At 65.4% G+C, this 17,192-nt stretch carries 8 protein-coding genes; 4 read left to right on the top strand and 4 right to left on the bottom strand.

The features are described 5' to 3' along the window. Positions 1-12: 12 nt before the first annotated feature. Together B0T39_RS02635 and B0T39_RS02630 are read right to left on the bottom strand one after the other, a co-directional pair. Positions 13-912, bottom strand: a complete 900-nt coding sequence (locus tag B0T39_RS02635) for a hypothetical protein (protein ID WP_141111054.1) — start codon at positions 910-912, stop codon at positions 13-15. 14 nt (positions 913-926) lie between these two features. After that, on the bottom strand, positions 927-3,536 hold the full coding sequence (locus B0T39_RS02630; protein ID WP_081544674.1) for a type VI secretion system Vgr family protein: 2,610 nt from the start codon (positions 3,534-3,536) through the stop codon (positions 927-929). Positions 3,537-3,904: 368 nt separating this feature from the next. On the opposite strand from B0T39_RS02630, the gene yedE reads away from it, so the two are divergent. The 3 genes from yedE (at position 3,905) to B0T39_RS02615 (ending at position 7,026) form a co-directional block, all read left to right on the top strand. Further along, on the top strand, positions 3,905-5,116 hold the full coding sequence (yedE, locus tag B0T39_RS02625; protein ID WP_081544673.1) for a selenium metabolism membrane protein YedE/FdhT: 1,212 nt from the start codon (positions 3,905-3,907) through the stop codon (positions 5,114-5,116). Further along, positions 5,113-5,352, top strand: a complete 240-nt coding sequence (gene yedF, locus B0T39_RS02620; protein ID WP_019100738.1) for a sulfurtransferase-like selenium metabolism protein YedF — start codon at positions 5,113-5,115, stop codon at positions 5,350-5,352. Before yedE ends, yedF begins: the two co-directional genes overlap by 4 nt. A gap of 138 nt (positions 5,353-5,490) precedes the next feature. Continuing rightward, positions 5,491-7,026 (top strand): DUF3472 domain-containing protein, encoded by a 1,536-nt coding sequence (locus B0T39_RS02615; protein WP_081544672.1) that lies wholly within the window; start codon positions 5,491-5,493, stop codon positions 7,024-7,026. A 103-nt stretch (positions 7,027-7,129) separates the two neighbouring features. On the opposite strand, the gene pbpC is transcribed toward B0T39_RS02615, so the two are convergent. Both pbpC and B0T39_RS02605 read right to left on the bottom strand, forming a co-directional pair. Then, positions 7,130-9,316 (bottom strand): penicillin-binding protein 1C, encoded by a 2,187-nt coding sequence (gene pbpC, locus B0T39_RS02610; RefSeq protein WP_081544671.1) that lies wholly within the window; start codon positions 9,314-9,316, stop codon positions 7,130-7,132. Further along, positions 9,306-14,984: an alpha-2-macroglobulin family protein gene (locus tag B0T39_RS02605; RefSeq protein WP_254894474.1), complete on the bottom strand. Its 5,679-nt coding sequence runs from the start codon at positions 14,982-14,984 to the stop codon at positions 9,306-9,308. The genes pbpC and B0T39_RS02605 overlap by 11 nt, the downstream gene beginning before the upstream one ends. A 448-nt stretch (positions 14,985-15,432) precedes the next feature. Between B0T39_RS02605 and B0T39_RS02600 the strand changes: the two genes are divergently transcribed. Then, a complete protein-coding gene (locus tag B0T39_RS02600) occupies positions 15,433-17,142 on the top strand; it encodes a ShlB/FhaC/HecB family hemolysin secretion/activation protein (protein WP_081544669.1) in 1,710 nt (569 codons plus the stop codon). The last annotated feature ends 50 nt before the right edge of the window (positions 17,143-17,192 follow it).

Below are 17,192 nucleotides of genomic sequence, written 5' to 3'. Positions count from 1 at the left end.
TATCTGCGGGTTCTATCTGGCGGCGAGGTCGCGACGTATGGTCTGCCATTGGGCGTCGTCCAGTGCGGCCAGCACGTCCACGATGGTGGCGTCGGCGCGTTCCGTTTCGCTTTCCTGGTAAAAGCCGGCTAGGGCGCTGCGCGCGATCGGATGTTCGTCAAAACCCCAGCCATATTCAGCGCCTAGCTGAGCGTAGGCGACTTGATCTTCAATCCGGCCCAGTCTGTGGATGGCTTGTGCCTTTTGCGTCAGTTGGTCCAGCAAGCCGCTCTTTTCCAGGATGGCCGGAAGTTCAAGCCAGCCGCTGCGCAGCAACGCTCTATTAATGGCCCCTATGCGTTGCATTGCTTGCCAGCGTTGCTCTGTATCGGGTTCTCCCGGCAACCCGGCGGTGCTGGGTCGGGTTTCCACCCATGCGCCATATAGGCTGACGCTCCAGCTGCTTATTGGGCCGAAGAGCCGGTTCCAGGCTTTGTCGCCCAGTACGCGTGGGAGTTGCACCCAGACCCGGCTGTCGAAGACGCGCAGCCAGGCAGTTTGCAAGTGGTAGCGGTACATCTGGATATCGCACAAGTGGCGCAGCAGGGCTGCTGGAGACGACTGGCTTTGTAGCAAGGCGGAAACCGGGCTGGCTTCACCATCTTGATGCGCCTGGGCCAGCAGGGCATGTAGTTGGTCGCCTTGCTCCGGCTTTAGCGCCGCGATATCCAGCAGGGCGGGCATTAAGCCTTCATTGTCGGCAAATCGTTTGGGCGCAAGCCGGGTGCTGGGCCAGTCGCTGGGTAGCTGTTCGAGTTGCTCGGCTTCCACCACGGCGTAGCGATGTCGGTTTAGCCAGTTTCGGCTCAAGCCGTCTTCCGGGAGTACGGTCCAGCCCAATAGCGGGGCTGATAAAGATTGAGGGGCGGGCATCCTGGCGTCTCCGTTCATAGCATCACCACGGCATCGCCGCCGGATGCCGCGGCGCTGGCGCGCATGGCGCAACTCTTCACTTTGAGTTCCGGCAAGGGCGCGTTCAGGCTGGTGGGGCCGCTGAGGTTGTGGCTGGCGCCTTTCACCGTCACGGTGCCGGGGCAATGCACTTCGATATCGCCGCCCTTGAGCCGGATGTAGCCGCCGCCGGCGGTGACCAGGATCTCCTCCTTGGCGGTGATGACGATGCGTTCCTTGCAGGAGGTGATGGTCACGTCCTTGTTCGCGGTCACTTCGATCGTGTCGCTTTGCGCCTGCATTTGAATCTTGCCCTTGGCGGCAATCAGCTTCAGCGCGATCTTGTCTTGCAGGCCGGTGACAAACAGGCTGATTTTGTCGCCGACGTTGTGAATCCAGCGTCGGCCGGAGGTTTGGTTGGTGTCGCGCTGCGCCACCAGGTCCAGATTGGTTTCCGCGGCCAGGGTATGGCTCTGTTGGCTCAGGCTGGCGATGCCGGCCGGCGCGGACAGGATGAGCAAGGGCTGGCGGCCGGAGATGTCCTTGCCGGTTTTGCCTTCTTTGTCGGTATTGGTTTCCGCCTCCCAGGCTTTCAGCGCCGCTTGCTGATGCTGCAGGTGGCCGATCAGCTGCTTGCCTTCCCGCTTATTGTCGTCGCCTATGCCTTCCGGCCCGGTTTCCATGGTGTCCGCCTGCTGGCCGCTGGCGGTGTCGCCCAGGCTTTGGCTCAGGCTGAGTGCCGCATCGAGCTGGCTTTGCGCCTGTTCGCGTGCCAGTTGTTTGCCGGACGCGCCGTTCTGCGCTTCGGTGCTCAGCAGCAGGCCGTGGCCGGCGCGGATGGCGCCGTGGTTGTCGGTGCGCAGTTCGAAGCCGTCGCCGCGCGGCTCGGCCTTGCCGTTGCTGCGCGGCTGGGTGAGGAAGCCTTGGTTGAGCTGGGTTTTGCCGGGTTCGCTCGACAGTTTGGCGCGCACTTCGCCGGGGGTGTCGTCGAACAAGAGTTCGTTGTACTGGCTGCCCTGGTGTTCTTTGGATTTGATGCCGGACAGGGTTTTGTTGGCCGGCAGTGCGCCCGCGCCGCTGAAGTCCGGCGTCGGGTGGCTGCCGTTGTAGAGCACGCCGGTGATCACCGGGCGGTCGATATCGCCTTCGATGAAGTCGACCAAGACTTCCTGGCCGATGCGCGGGATGAATTGATGGTCCCAGCCTGCGCCGGCGCTGGGCATCACCACGCGCAGCCAGCAGGAGGATGTGTCGTCCAGATTGGCGCCGATGCTCGGGTGTTCGTCCGGCCGCTGCCAGTGGAATTGCACCTTGATGCGGCCGTGCTGGTCGGTGTGGACTTCCTCTCCTTGCGGCCCCACCACGGTGGCGGTCTGCACGCCGCGCGACTTGGGCTTGGCCAACTCGGTATGGGCGTAGGCCGGGGTCAGCGGCACGCCGCGACGCTGGGCGTCGAAGTCGGCGCGGAAGGGTTGGGCGTCCTCTGCTTTTGCCAGCGCTTTGAGGTCGGCCGGCAGGTTGTTGCGCGCGCTCAGGGTTTGGCGGGTGACGACGAATTCGCGCTGTTCGCTGCTGTCGCCGTCGTGGGCCGGGTGGTCGTCCAGGCGGAACCACTGGCCGGCGGCCAGGCCGCGCACGGAGCCGCCGCCGCTGAATTGCTTGGCGTTCAGGTCATGCGCTTGCTGGCGCAGCTGGGCGTAGTGGCTGAGCTGGTCGGCATCGCCGGCGTAGTACAGCGATTGCGGGTCGTAGTCGTGCAAGGAGGATTGCAGCGCCTTGCCGTTCTGGCCCTGGTCGATGCGGCTGTCGTCGCCGCTGTGCTGGGTGGAGACAGGCTGGTAGTCGAAGCTGGCCAGCGCCACCGCACCGGGCACGATCTGGCGCTGGGCCTTCCACTCGGTCAGGCCGTCTTCGGCTTCGGTGGCGTCGCTGCGGTGGAAACGCACGCGCTCGACGCCGGCCGGCGGCAGGCTGTAAGGGTCGTCGAAGGCGACCAAGCGCACTTGTGGTGTGTCGCCGTCCAGGTGATCGAACCGCCAGGCATAACCCTCTTCGTGCAGCAGGCGCACGATGAAGTCGTAATCGCTCTCGCGGTATTGCAGACAGTAGCTGCGCGGCGACGCCGGGCCGGTCTTGAAGTCCAAGGTCTGGACGCGGGCGAACACCGGGTTGGCCTGCTGATGCTCGGCCAGGATCTGCGTGACGATGTCCGGCACCGACAGGTCCTGGAACACTCGCGAGCTGACGCGATGACGCAGCAGCGCGAACGGCGGCTCGATGGTCAGCTGATAGCGGCTGAAACCGCCGTCCGAGCCCAGGCTCTCTACCTTGGACACCACGCCGCAACGCAAGGACTCCGCGCCGGCGGCGTCGAGGATGCCAAGCCGGGCGGGCAGGCCGAGCAGGGTCTTGAGTTCGATGGCGCCGTCTGGAGATAAACACACCAGCTGGTAGGCGTAAGGCCGCGACACGCCTTCTTCGCCGGCCAAGCTCAGCGGCAGCAGTTGCTCGGCCGCCACGCTGCCGTCGCCCAGGCTGAGGGTGAGCAGGCGCTGGTCTTGGTTGAAGGCGGAGGCGAAGCTGGCGAGCAGGGTGCTTAAGTCCATGGGTTCAGGGCTCTATCTGGCGAAGGTTTGCGAGCAAGCGTTCAGGCGCCGTAGCGGCGGCATCGTGGCTTGCGCGATAGCTGTTGATAGTTATTGTTAAAAAGCGAGCTTATTCTATGTGTTTTTACTGCTCCGCACAAAGGCTTTGATGCCAAAGGGATTTGGTTTTAATCAGTACCAGCCAGCAAGCCCGACGCGCGTCCGCCGTGCCGCGTCAGATCAAGTCCGACCGGCTTTGGGTTTGCCTGCGATAGGCGGCGGGTGAGACAATCCGGCGCTGACATGGTTCACGCACTGTTCTACAATGCCAACCGTATATTTTTGACCCTGCCCGCGGGCAGGTTTTTTTATTGGGAGACGTCTGAGCCATGACTTGGCAGGATTTCAAGACGCAATACCTGGTGCGCTTCTGGGCGCCGGTGCCGGCGGTGATCGCCGCCGGGGTGTTGTCCGCATATTATTTCGGCATTACCGGCACTTTCTGGGCGGTGACCGGGGAGTTCACGCGCTGGGGCGGCCACGCCTTGCAGCTGTTTGGCTTTCATCCGGAAACCTGGGGTTATTTCAAGGTGATCCATCTTGAGGGCACGCCGCTGGACCGAGTGGACGGCATGATGATCATAGGCATGTTCGCCGGCTGCCTGTCCGCGGCCTTGTGGGCCAACAACGTCAAGCTGCGCATGCCGCATCATCGCGTCCGCATTGCGCAGGCGGTGCTGGGCGGCCTGATCGCCGGCTTTGGCGCGCGTTTGGCCATGGGTTGCAATCTGGCGGCCTTCTTCACCGGCATTCCGCAGTTTTCCCTGCATGCCTGGCTGTTTGCGTTGGCCACGGCGGCCGGGTCCTGGTTTGGCGCGCGGGTGACCATGCTGCCGGTGTTCCGCATTCCGGTGAAACTGCAGAAGGTGAACGCGCCGCAGCCCTTGCAGCAGCGCGAGGATCAGGCGCGGCGTCGCTTCCGCCTGGGCATGCTGATTTTCGTCGCCTTCACGCTGTGGGCGCTGGCCCGCACCTTCTCCATGCCCAAGCTGGGGCTGGCGGCCTTGTTCGGCCTGGCTTTCGGCCTGATCATCGAGCGCGCGCAGGTGTGCTTTACCTCGGCCTTTCGCGATCTGTGGCTGACCGGCCGCACCCAGATGGCCAAGGCCATCATCGCCGGCATGGCGGTGAGCGTGATCGGCGTGTACAGCTATGTGCAGCTGGGCGTGCCGCCCAAGATTCTGTGGGCCGGCCCCAATGCGGTGATAGGCGGGGTCTTGTTCGGCTTCGGCATCGTGCTGGCCGGCGGCTGCGAAACCGGCTGGATGTACCGCGCGGTGGAGGGCCAGGTGCATTACTGGTGGGTGGGGCTGGGCAATATCGTCGGCGCCACCTTGCTGGCGGCGTGGTGGGACGATATCGCGCCGGCGGTGGCGACTGATTACGCCAAGGTGAACCTGCTGGCGGTGTTTGGCCCGCAAGGCGGCCTGGTGCTCACTTACGCGATGTTGGCGTTGGCGATGCTGGCGGTGATGTGGTGGGAAAAACGCTTTTTCGCCAATAAGGCGCAGGCGGCTAGATTCAGCAAGGAGGCGGCATGAGCAAGCAGAGTTATACCCCGAACTACCGTTTGGACATGATGGGCGAGCCCTGCCCGTATCCGGCGGTGGCCACGCTGGAGGCGATGCCGCAGCTGCAGCCGGGCGAAATCCTGGAGGTGGTGACCGATTGTCCGCAGTCGATCAACAACATCCCGCTGGATGCCAAGAACCATGGCTACACCGTGCTGGAAATCCAGCAGGACGGCCCGACGATACGCTATCTGATCCAGCGTTGAGCCAGTGTAAATAGTGCCATTCCGTTGTGGAGGCGGAACCCGGCGGCCTGTCGTTCACTCACTTATTAAGTGTTTTGGCGGCAGGCCGTTGTCGTATGCGGCCGGCCTTGGTTTCCCTTATTGAATAAAGGTGTTGCCATGTACTCATTCAGCCGCGGCGTCGCCGGCTTGGTCCTGTCCTGTATTCCCGTTGCGTCGGCGCTGGCCGGCACCGGTTCCGCCCATCTCAATTATCCCAACGTTTCCGCCGACATCCTGATGATGACGGTGAAGGTATTGAATACCCATCAGCACACGTATTACGAGACCCTGGGCTGGAACGGCGGCCGCGAGGCCGGCGGCTACACCGGCATTCAGAGCCACAACAACGGCGCGCCGGCCTATATCTTTTCGATCTGGGACCCGGTGTCGGTGCATGGCGTACCCATTCGCGCGGTGTACGCCAAGCCCGGCGCCAAGGTGGAGCGCTTTGGCGGGGAGGGCGAGGGACTGAAGTATTTCGATCTGCAAACCAAGTGGACGCTGGGCCAGCCGGTGACGTCCTTGGTGCGCAATTGGCAGCAAAACGGCCACACTTACTTTGGCATGTGGACGCGGGACGCGGCCACGCGGGTTTGGACCCACCACGCCACTTTTGATTTCCCGGTGGCCAATGTCGACTTCGCCGCCCAGTCCGCCAACAGCTTCATCGAGAACTGGAGCGGCCAGGCCAAGGAGGTGACCCGCACCGCCGAGTATTACGATGTCTGGGCGCGCGGCGCGCAGGGCTGGCAGGCGATTAATCGAGCCACGCCCACCGTCACGGAATTGACGCCGGCGCAGGCCAAGCAGCATGCGGTGTCCGCGCTGGGGCGCTTTGTGATGCAGCAGGGCGCGCCGCTGGCAGGTTTCCAATCGCCGCTGATTTCCACTGCCCGGCGTCCTGCCGCGCCGGAAGCGGAACCTGCCAAGATCGATCAACTGAACGCCACATACGACGCCGCCGCGCGGACGGTGACGGTGAGTTGGCAAACCAGCCCCTATGGGGCGCCGCAGTTCAAATACCAGCTCAGCGTCGGCGACGCGGCCAGCGGCAAGACCTTGGCCCAAGGCGGCGAAATCTCCGGCGAGCGCCGCGCGGCTAGCTTGAAGCTGCCGGCGGGAACAACGACGCCGGCCAAGCTGCAGGTAAGCTTGACGCTGACCGATGTGTTGGACCGCAGCGACGCGCGCGCCGCCAAAGTCATAGACAGCAGCGCCGTTGGGCCGCAGACGGGCAAGTCTTACCGCTTGCAGTCCTTGAGCAACGGCTTGTGGCTGACGGTTAAGGATAATAGCGCGGCGTCCGGCGCGGCGGTTGTCCAGCAAACGGCGACTGGGCAGAACCAGGTATGGCAGTTGGCGGCCAGCGGGGACGGTTATCAATTGACGGCCGCGCATTCCCGGCAATGCCTGGACGTGGAGGGCGGCTCCAAGCAGGATGGGGGCAAGTTGATTCAGTGGCCGTGCAGCGGTCAGGCCAATCAGCGTTTCAGCCTGAAGGCGGATGGCGCGGGAAACTATAGTCTGGTGGGCGCGCAGGCCGGCAAATGCGTGGATGTGGCCAACAGCTCGGCCCAAGCTGGCCAGCAGCTGATTCAATGGGCCTGTCACGGCGGCGCGAATCAGCGCTGGCGCTTGCTGGCTGCGGAGTAAGCGCAGCGCCCCCGCGTCGAAGGGCGCGGGGGCGCGTCTATTCGGCCTTTAGAGCCGGTTCAAAGTTTCGCGAGCAAGGGCGAGACAAGATCATGATCCGTGGTTAGTTGGCGCGAGCGCCAGGTTTACCGGTCTTTCGACCTGGAATGGCCACCGCGCCGCGCACTTCAAAGCGGATTTTCTCCACCACCAGGCCCTTGGCGTCGCGGAGTTCCAGTGCGTGGCGGCCGGGCCAGGGGAACCAGGGCAGGCTGGCGCCGGAGCCCAGGCGTTTGCCGTTCAGCCACCATTGCGGGCGGGCCACGCCGCGTGCGCGCAGCAGCAGGCGTTGGTTGGCCGGCGGGATGTCCGGGTCCAACGCGTAGACGCTGCCGTCCACTGGCGCGGCGATGCCCGGCGTCTGACTGGCGGCGCCGCCGCGTTCTGGCACGATCAGCGCGCGTTCGGTGCCGGCCAGGAACCATTCGCGGCGGCTGGCCTCGACATCGCCCTCGTAGCGCACGTTCTGCCTCACCACGCCGGGCGGCGGAGCCGGCGGCAGGGAGGCCGGCTCGCCTTGTTGGGCGCGGTCCAGCACCGCCTGCCACACCGGCGCCGCGCCGTGCATGCCGGACACGTCCCACATCGGCTCGCCGGCGGCGTTGCCCACCCACACCGCCACGGTGCGCTGGCGGGAGAAGCCCACTGCCCAGTTGTCGCGCATGTCCTTGCTGGTGCCGGTTTTGACCGCGCTCCAGTAACGGGTGGACAGCGCGCTTTCCAGGCCGAAGGTGCGCGCGCGAGCGGTGCGGTCGGACAGGATGTCGGCGATGATGAAACTGCTGGCGGCGTCCAGCTGCCGCTGCGGCTTGGGCTTGGGGTCCGCCAGCGTCCAGCGAGTCGGGCTGGCCAGGCCCTGGTTGGCCAGGGTGCGGTAAGCGTTGGCCAGCTCCAGCAGGCGGATGTCGGCGGCGCCCAGCGCCAGGCTGTAGCCGTAGTAGTCGCCGTCCTGTTGCAGGCTGCTCAGGCCCAGCCGGTACAGGCGGTCGCGCAGCGCGTTGGGGCCCACCATTTCGATGGCGCGCACCGCCGGCACATTGAGAGAGGAGGCCAGCGCGGTGCGCGCCGACACCAGGCCCTTGAAGTCCTTGGCGTAGTTTTGCGGCGCGTACAGGCCGGCGCCGGTTTGCAGGCTTAGCGGGCTGTCGTCCAACAGGGAGGCGGCGCTCAGGTAATGACGCTCCAGCGCCAGCTGATAGAGGAAGGGCTTGAGGGTGGAGCCGGCCTGGCGCAGCGAGGTGACGCCGTCCACTTCCGCGGCGTTGGACAGGCCGCGGCCGCTGGAGCCCACCCAGGCCAGGATGTCGCCGCTGGCGTTGTCCAGCACCACCAGCGCGCCGTCCTGCACATTGCGCTGCGCCAGCGCGGCCAGGTGGCGGCGCAGCACCGAGGCGGCGTAGCGTTGCAGGCCCAGGTCCAGGGTGGAGCCGATGCGGCTGCCGGCCGCTAGCGGCTGGCGCAGCAGCAGCTTTTGGGCGAAGTGGGGGGCGTCCTGTTCGGCCAGCGGATTGGCGGCGCGGCTTTGCGCCAGCGCCTGACGCGCGCGTACCGCTAGCGCCGCGCAGTTGGGCTGGCGGCGCATGTCTTGCAGAATGCGGCAGGCGCGGGCAGCCACTTTGTCCGGCGCGGCGTTGGGCGCGCGGATTAACGCCACCGCGATAGCGGACTCTTCCAGATTGAGGCCGGCCGGCAGTTTGCCGAACAAGGTGGCGGACAGCGCGGACAGGCCTACCAGCTCGCCGCGGAAGCCGACCAGATTGAGGTAGGCCTCCAGGATTTGCGCCTTGCTCCAATGCGTTTCCAGCCAGGCGGCGGACCAGCCCTGGCCCATTTTCTGCCACAGGCTGCGACCGCCGCGGCCCACCTTGAGATCGTTATCCAGCAGGCCGGCCAGTTGCATGGTCAGCGTGGAGGCGCCTCGGGTGCGGGTGTTCCACAGATTGCCCCAGGCTGCGGCGGCCACGCCGGACCAGTCCACGCCGCTGTGCTGGTAGAAGCGCCGGTCTTCCGATACCACTAGCGCGTGGCGGAAAGCCGGCGAGGTGTCCGCCAAGCCCACCCAGTCCAAGCGCCGGCCTTGCTTGTCCACCCGCAGCCGTTGCAGGGGCTGGCCGTTGCGGTCCAGCACCACGACATCCGATGGCCTCCACTCCGCTTTGACCTGCTGAAAACTGGGCTGGGCCAGCGCCGGCGCGGCGGCGGCGCTGAAAGCCAGCGCCGCCAGCCAGGTCCATCCCGCTCTATTTGCCATCGACTACCTTGAACACCGGGTTGGGCGACATGCCGAACACATCCGGCGCGTACAGCGCTTCCACCCGCGTCGGCGGCAGTTTGAAGGCGCCGGGGTTGTTCAGACGCATGGTGTAGCTGGTTTTCAGGCCGCCGCGCGGCACGTAGCCGTAGTAGGCGCGGTAGCCGGAGAAGCGGCGCTCCACGTAGTCGGCGGGGTCGCCGTCGCTGTCGGCTTTGGCGTTGATCGCCGAATCCCGGCCCAGGCCGGAACCCAGGATGGTGGCGCCAGCCGGGATAGGGTCGTTGACCACCACCCAGGTCATATCGCTTTGCGCCTGGATCTCCAGCGTGACTTTGACCACGTCGCCGGGCTGGTACTGGCCGCTGGCTTTCTGGCTGACAGGGCTCAGCGTTTTCTTGATGCTGTAGCCGGCGTAGCGCGGGGCCTTGAGCACGATGGCGGCTTCGGCCTGGACCGTGGCCCACGGCGCGCCGCCGCCGGCGTGCTTGAGCTGCAGGCTGCCGCCGGCGGCGGGCCAGGGCAGCAAGCCCAACTGCTTGACGCCGTCCTGCGGCCAAGCCAGGTTCAGTTTGGCGCTGCCCAGCGCGGCGCTGGTCTGGCCGCTGACCGGCGTGGTTTCGAATTGACGCGAGAATTGCGCGACGGCCAGGCTGCCCCACAGATTGGCGGTGGTGGTGCCCCAATGGCCTTTTTGCTGACGCCCCAGCAGGCCGGTGAGCAGGCGCGGCATGTCCGCCTGCCAGCCCGGCAGCTTGCGCACCGTCAACAGCAGCTTGGCGGCGTTGACGTCGGCGCTGCCCATCAGCCACCAGGCGTTGTCGCTGGCCTCGGTGCTGAAGCCCATGCGCGTGCCCTGGTAGGTGAGCCGCGCGCGCAGCAGGTTCTCGGCCTCGCTCAACCGCGCGGCGCGCTGCGGGATGTCGGCGGCGCGGTTCAGCAGCGCCAGCCAGTCCACCAACATGGCTGTGCTCATTTTCTGCGGGTTGAGATCTAGCACGTCCAGCATGGCCGGACGGAAGCGGCCGTAGCGCGCCAGCGCTTCCATCGCGCTCAGACGGCGGGCGTCTGCGTCCTGGCGGCCCAGCGGCAGATCGCGTTTGAGCCGCCCCTCGACGAAGGCGGACAGGCCATCCAGCAGCCGCCCGCGCTGGGCTTCGGGGATGGAGACGCCGGCTTCGTGGGCGGCGGCCAGCAGATAGCTGCTGAGGATGTCGCTGCCGCGATCCGGCGCGCCTTCGGCCAGTGGGAAGTAGGCGGCCAGGCCGCTGCCATCCAGGTATAGCGGCAGTTCGCTCATCAATTGATCCCAACGCTTGGCGTCGGACAGGCCCAGCGCCACCGAGCTGCGCTGTTCCAGGCAGACATAGGGGTAGTCCTGGAACCAGCGGCGCACGCCGGGCAGTTCATTGCCCAGCTTGGCCTGCAGGCTGATGCGGATGCCGCCACGGCCGGGCAGGGCGCCCAGCGGCAAGGCGACGGGGATGCTCAGTTCCGGCGTCACGCGCTGCAGCGTGGCCTGCTCCACGGTGATGGGCACCGCCGGCTCGATTTCCTGGCGCACCGCCAGCTTGTCGGCGGCCTTGCCGTCCACTTGCTGGGCGCTGAAGCTCCATTTCAGTTCCTTGATGTCGTTGGGCACCGTCACCGGCCAGCTCAAGAGCCGCGCCTCGCCCACCGGCAGGCTGATTTCCTGCGGCGGCAGCGCCGGCAGGCCGGGCGCGCCGGCCAGGATCTTGACCTTGAGCGGCTTGTCGCCGCCGTTGCGCACGGTGACGCCGGCGCTGAACTGGTCGCCTTCGCGCGCCAGCGGCGGGATGCCGGAGCTTAGCTGCAGGTCCTGGGTGACGTTGAAGCCGGCTTCGCCGGTGCCGAACAAATCATTGCCCGCATCGGCCACCGCCACCAGGCGGAAGCGGGTCAGCGCGTCGTTGATCCGCACTTTGACGTGGGCGCTGCCGTTGGCGTCCAGCACCACGCGGGGCTGCCACAGCAGCAGGGTGTCCAGCAGTTCGCGGGTGGGTGCCTTGCCGCCGCCGCCGCCCGGCGGCAGCGATTTGCGGCCGTAATGGCGCTTGCCCACCACTTCCAGTTGAGCGGTGGCGGTTTCCACGCCGTAGCTATGGCGCTGGTACATGGCCTGCATCAGTTCCCAGCTGCGGTTGGGCTGCAATTCCAGCAGCGCCTCGTCCACCGCGGCGAAGGCCACTTCGGTGCCGGCCGGCGCCGGCTTGCCGCCGGGCAGTTTGACCTGGATGGCCACGTCGGCGGTTTCGCGGATGCCGTAGCTCTTGCGCGCCGGGCTCACGGTGACGTCCAGGCGCTTGGCGGCGTCGCCCACCTGGATTTCGGCGATGCCGTATTTAAAGGCCGGCCGCGACAGGTCCACCATGCTGGTGGGCGGGGTATAGTCGCCGCCTTCGTTCCAGTAAGCGTCCCACCATTCGCTCGGGGTTTTCCAGCCCCAGGTGAAGAAGGAGTACCAAGGCACTTCGCGCACGCGGCCGCGCACCGCCAGCACCGAGACGTAGACGTTGGGCGTCCAGCCTGGTTCTATCTTAAGCTCGATCACCGGGTTTTTGCCTTCCAGCTCCACCACTCGGGTTTCGATCACGCCTTCGCGTTCTATCGCCAGCCAGGCGGTGGCTTTGCGGAAGGGCATGCGCACCTGGAAGCGGGCGGTTTCGCCGGGGGCGTAGCTGATTTTTTCCGGCAGGATGTCGATGCGGTCGTTGTTGTCCACGTCGAACCACAGCTCGTCGTGCTTGCTGACCCAGACCGATTGCGCGCTTTGCGCCAGATTGCCGTTGTCGTCGGCGGCTTCGGCGATCAGCTCCATATCGCCGGCGTCCTTGAGGTTGATTTCGCAGAACATCAGGCCGCGGCCGTCGGTGCTGCCGCTGCACACCTTGCCCTTGTCGTCGGTTTCCTCGTTGTGGTCCCAGGCGTAGAAGCCGCCCACTAGCCGCTTGCGGCTGGACAGGTAGCGGTGTTCGCGCAGGCTGATCTTGACGTTCTTGCCGGCCAGCGGCTTGCCGGCGGTGTCCAGTACCACGGCCTTGAGCTGCAAGGCGCGGCCGGCGGTGATCCAACTGTCCACGCTGATGCCCACTTGCAGGCCGGCCGGCCACAGCGGAATGCGGCGGGTCAAGGTTTGCACTTCACCGTTGGGGTCGCGGTAGGCGGCCTCGGTGACCAGGTCATAACGGCGGTCCAGCTTGGGCAGCTTGTCCAGCGTGGCCTTGCCGTTGCCGTTGGCGTCCAGTTGCAGCGCGGCCTTGTCCAGCAGCACCTTGCCGTCCAGCGAGGATTCGGCCTGATCGCGCTGGCGCTGCGGCGGCGAGAAGCTGTAAGCCTCATAGCCCTTGATGCGCTGATAGGCGTCGGCCAGCATGGCGCTGACTTCCACCGGCCAGCCCTTGGCCGGGCCGCCGTTGCCCCAGGACAGGGACACATTGAGCGGCAGCTGCTTGGGCGCGATGCCGGCGTTCTTCACCGTGGAGATGCGGCCGGTCATGGTGGGCAGGCGGAATTCCTCCACCCGGAAGTTGCCGCTGCGCAGCGAATAGCCGTCCAGCTCCGGGCTGGACGGTTTGTCCTTGTCGTCCGGGCCGCGCGCGCCCTTGCGTTCCAGGTAGAGCGTGTATTCGCCCAGCTTGGCTTCCTTGGGCAGCGCGTAGCTGCTTTCCGCGTAGCGGCCGTTGCGCCAGCTTAGCGGCAGGCTGATTTCGTCACCGCTGCCATCGTGGACGATGCGCAGTTGCTGAGGCAGCTGGCCGGGCTTGAGCTGGGCCAGGCCGCGGCTGACCTGGGTGCGCAGCAGGTGCTTCATCGACACGGTTTCGCCGGCGCGGAACAGGGCGCGGTCCAGGATGGTGTGGGCCAGGATGTTGGGGCTGTCGCTCCACTGGGTGGGGAAGGGGAAGCGCCAGGATTCGATGCCGCGGTTCCAGCTGGAGCGCACGAAGGACACGTCGTCGTTGCCCTTGGCGTCCTTGGCCGCGGCGGTGATGAACAGACCGGACAGCTCCTCGTTGTCGCAGTTGCCGGCCGGCAGCACGGATTTGACCGCGGCCACGCCTTTGGCGTCGGTTTTGCCGGACCACAGCGCGTTGCCTTTGCAATCGTAGATGTTGACGCGGGCGGCCGGCACCGGCTTGCCCTTGTCCAGCGTGGTCACCCACACCGCCGCGTTTTCCTTGGAGCTTTTGAAGTGCACCGCCATATTGGTGACCAGCGCGGCGGTACGCACATACATGGGCTTGGTGCTAGCCAGCAGCGATTTGCCCAGCAGCCGCGAGGATACTTCCACCACGTAGAGGCCGGGTTTGGGCAGGGGGATGCCCACCACTTCGAACGGCCATTTGCCCTGCTTGTCCGGCTGGCTGGGCAGCTTCAGCGGCTGGGCGGCTGGCTCCTTGGCCAGCAGCGACAGGCGCCGGCTTTCTATCGTCTTGTCCTTGCCGGCGGGCAGATAACTTTCGTGATAGCGCAACACCTTGGCCAGCCAGGCCATCATGTCCTGGTCTTTGTTCAGCCGCAGCGCCTGGCCGCCCAATTGCACGGATTTGATATTGAGGTCGCCCTCTACCCCGCGCAGGGTGATGGGCAGCGCCGCGTCCGCGCCGGATTCGATGATGCCGAACGGAGCGGCGGCGAATTTGGCCAGCGGCGGATAGTCGGCCAGCTTGATGGCCAGCGGGAAGCGCTCCGCGTTGACCAGCGGCCGGCCCACCTCGTCGCCAAAGTCCTTGGGCAGTTTCAGCGTCAGCGTTTCCAAGGGCGGGAACGGCGGCGCAAAGCTGATGCTGTCCACCGGCTCGCCCTTGCCGCGCGCCTCCGCCTGGGGCGGGCGTTCTGCACCGGCGCCGCTCAGACGCACCGCCATCGCCAGTTTTTCCGGCACCGGCGAGCTGAAATTGAGGGTAATGGGCTTGAACGGAATGCACGCGCCTTTAGCGTTCTCACGCAGGCAGCTCATGCTGGCGGTGAACGGCGGCCGCACCTGGTAATTGAGCCGGTCCGGCGTGGCCGCGCCGCGCAGGTGTACCAGGGTGAGCTTGCTGTCCGGCGCCAGGCGCTGGCCGCAGCGCAGCGTCAGCACCTTGGCGGATTGCGATTCCAGCTTCAGATGCTTGAGCAGTGCCGCGCGTTCGCCGGCCGGCAGGGGCTGGACCGGGATGCGCTCCGGCAGGCTGGAAGATTGGCAATACAAGGACGAAGCCGGCACGCCAACACCGTTGAATTGCAGCACGAAGGCTTGGTCTTCCTCGATACGGCCGTTACGCGGCCAGCGTTCCACCACGACCGGCGCGCCGGTGTAGAAGCGGAAACTCAGGCCGGAGCCCACGACATTGCCTTGCAAGTCCTTGAGGCCGGGTTTGGGCGTGAAGCGGCAATCGGTATTGGCGGCCGGGGTTTCGGATACGTCCAGCACCCAGGTCTTGTCGTCCACCCAATGCCCCTTGGCTTTTAGGCCGCAGCTCCAGGCGAACGGCGCCGGCGCGGCGCTATTGCCCAGCGGAATCATGCTGCTATTGAAGGTGGCGCGCACCTGCTGCACTTCTTTGACTTCGCCCTGGGGGCTGAAGGTGGTGACGCCGGCGGCAAGAGCGGCGGCGCAGGCGAAACTCAAAAGAGCGGGGGCAAGGCGGAATGGCAAAGACATGGGCGAAGCTCCGGAAAATACCATCGCAATTATACGCGGCTGGCAGACCATTGCGCGTGGAAGGGCGGCAATCTTTGTTTGCTGTTTTGGGGAGAGTATTAAAATTCGAACACAAATTTGTTGTTTTTTTACCATTCCATTGCGTTTTTTCTGAGTGAAATACAGGTGCTCGTTATGCGGGGATGAAGGTTTTTTCCTGAGGGATGCCCCATCTCCAGCGGAACTTCTGCGCGGCGTCCGTTTGCGTGCAAGCCCTGTCTGAGGCTTTCTCCATCAGGGTTGCGGGCTTGCTCTGGATAATGACCTAGAGCAAAAATTACTAATTAAAACAACGGCTTTTTTGTGTATTTGTGTGAAGATTAACATTCCCGGAATACGTAGTTATACGGATTGGGAGACAGCGCCACTGTCATAAAATCGCGGATTTTCAAGAAGACGCTATTTTTGTATGGGGCATTTGAAAGCATCGGCGCGGGTTTGCCGTAAGCCGGCCGGCCGCGTTGCGGCCTCGCTTTTGGCGTTGGGCTTTACCGCGCCGGCATGGGCGCTGCCGGTGGCGGCGCCGTCTCCCGATCAGCAATTGATCTTGCAGCAGGAGCGCGAGCGAGCCTTGCAAGAGCAGGTGCTGCCGGCAGCGCCCGACGTGCGCTTGCCGCGGCCGGCCGACGCTTTGGCGGACTATCCGGCCAGCGAGGCTCCGTGTTTCGCCATTCACGAGCTGCGCATGGTTGGCGAACTGGCCGAGCGTTTCCGGTGGGCCTTGACCGCCGCCGACGCCGCCGGCCGCTGCTTGGGCGTTCAGGGGGTAAACCTGGCGATGAAGCGGGTGCAGAACGCCTTGATCGCTCAGGGCTATGTGACTACCCGAGTACTGGTCAAGCCGCAGGACTTGAAGCCGGGGGTGCTGGCGCTGACGCTGATTCCCGGCCACATCCACGCCATTCGCTTCGCCGAGCCGGCCTCGCGGCGCGCGCGCTGGTCCAACGCGCTGCCGGCGCGGCCGGGCGATGTGCTCAATCTGCGCGATATCGAACAAGCGCTGGAAAACTTCAAGCGGGTGCCGACGGCGGATGCCGACATTCAGATAGAGCCGGCCGGCGCCGACGGTGAAAGCGATTTGGTGATCGCCTGGAAAGAGGCTTTGCCCATCCGCCTGTCTTTGAGCTTGGACGACGGCGGCAGCGACGCCACCGGCCGCTACCAAGGCAGCGCCACGTTGTCGCTGGACAATCTGCTCACCGTCAATGATCTGTTCTATTACAGCCAGGGCAAGGACTTGTTCCAACACGACCCGTTGGGCTCTAAAAGCCGTTCGCTGCATTACTCGCTGCCCTTGGGTTACTGGCAACTGGGCCTGACCCTCAATGATTACCGTTACCACCAGACCATAGCCGGCGCCAACGAGAAATACCTGTATCGCGGCGACAGCGAGAACAGCCAGCTGAGCCTGTCGCGGGTGGTGTACCGCAGCCAGGCGCACAAGACCACGCTCAGTCTGCGCGCCTATCAGCGCAAATCGCGCAACTTCGTCGAAGACACGGAAATCCGCCTGCAGCACCGGCAGACCGCCGGCTGGGAGCTGGGGCTGAACCAACGTTCTTATCTGGGCGAGGCCACCTTGGACGCCGGCCTCAACTGGCGGCGCGGCACCGGCATGCTGGGCGCCTTGCCCGCGCCGGAGGAAGAAACGGGCAACGGCGGCTCTCGTCCCAGCGTGGCGACCGCGGACCTGAGTTACAACCAGCCGCTGCAAATCGGCGCGCAAAAGCTGCGGCTCAACAGCCAATGGCGCGGGCAGTGGAGCAAGGGCGCGCTGGTGCCACAGGACCGCTTCGCCATTGGCGGACGCTACACCGTGCGCGGCTTCGACGGCGATCTGAGCCTGTCCAGCGAGCGCGGCTGGCTGTGGCGCAACGAGTTGTCCTGGGCAATGGGCCCCAGCGGCCAGGAATTGTATCTGGGGCTGGATCTGGGCCGCGTCAGCGGCGCCGCAAGCAGCCAGCTGATAGGCCGGCAGCTGGCCGGCGGCGCCGTCGGCATGCGCGGCAGCCTGTTCAAGCGCCTGTCCTACGACATGTTCACCGGCTGGCCTATCCAGAAACCCGCCGGCTTCCATACCGGCGCCGCGTCGGGCTTCAGCCTGAACCTGCAATTTTGATCTTTGAATTCGGGGCCGGCGGCAACGCTTTGCGTTCACGGCCTCGTCCT

The sequence above is a fragment of the Chromobacterium haemolyticum genome (assembly GCF_002081825.1).
Taxonomy (GTDB): Bacteria; Pseudomonadota; Gammaproteobacteria; order Burkholderiales; family Chromobacteriaceae; genus Chromobacterium; species Chromobacterium fluminis.
The sequence above is the reverse complement of the archived record's forward strand: the minus strand, read 5'-3'. Positions and strand labels throughout refer to the sequence as shown.

What these genes read in the sequence shown, in the direction of transcription:
- B0T39_RS02635 (WP_141111054.1), bottom strand. Translation starts at nt 912, where the DNA reads ATGCCCGCCCCTCAATCTTTATCAGCCCCGCTATTGGGCTGGACCGTA.
- B0T39_RS02630 (WP_081544674.1), bottom strand. Translation starts at nt 3,536, where the DNA reads ATGGACTTAAGCACCCTGCTCGCCAGCTTCGCCTCCGCCTTCAACCAA.
- yedE (WP_081544673.1), top strand. Translation starts at nt 3,905, where the DNA reads ATGACTTGGCAGGATTTCAAGACGCAATACCTGGTGCGCTTCTGGGCG.
- yedF (WP_019100738.1), top strand. Translation starts at nt 5,113, where the DNA reads ATGAGCAAGCAGAGTTATACCCCGAACTACCGTTTGGACATGATGGGC.
- B0T39_RS02615 (WP_081544672.1), top strand. Translation starts at nt 5,491, where the DNA reads ATGTACTCATTCAGCCGCGGCGTCGCCGGCTTGGTCCTGTCCTGTATT.
- pbpC (WP_081544671.1), bottom strand. Translation starts at nt 9,316, where the DNA reads ATGGCAAATAGAGCGGGATGGACCTGGCTGGCGGCGCTGGCTTTCAGC.
- B0T39_RS02605 (WP_254894474.1), bottom strand. Translation starts at nt 14,984, where the DNA reads ATGTCTTTGCCATTCCGCCTTGCCCCCGCTCTTTTGAGTTTCGCCTGC.
- B0T39_RS02600 (WP_081544669.1), top strand. Translation starts at nt 15,433, where the DNA reads ATGGGGCATTTGAAAGCATCGGCGCGGGTTTGCCGTAAGCCGGCCGGC.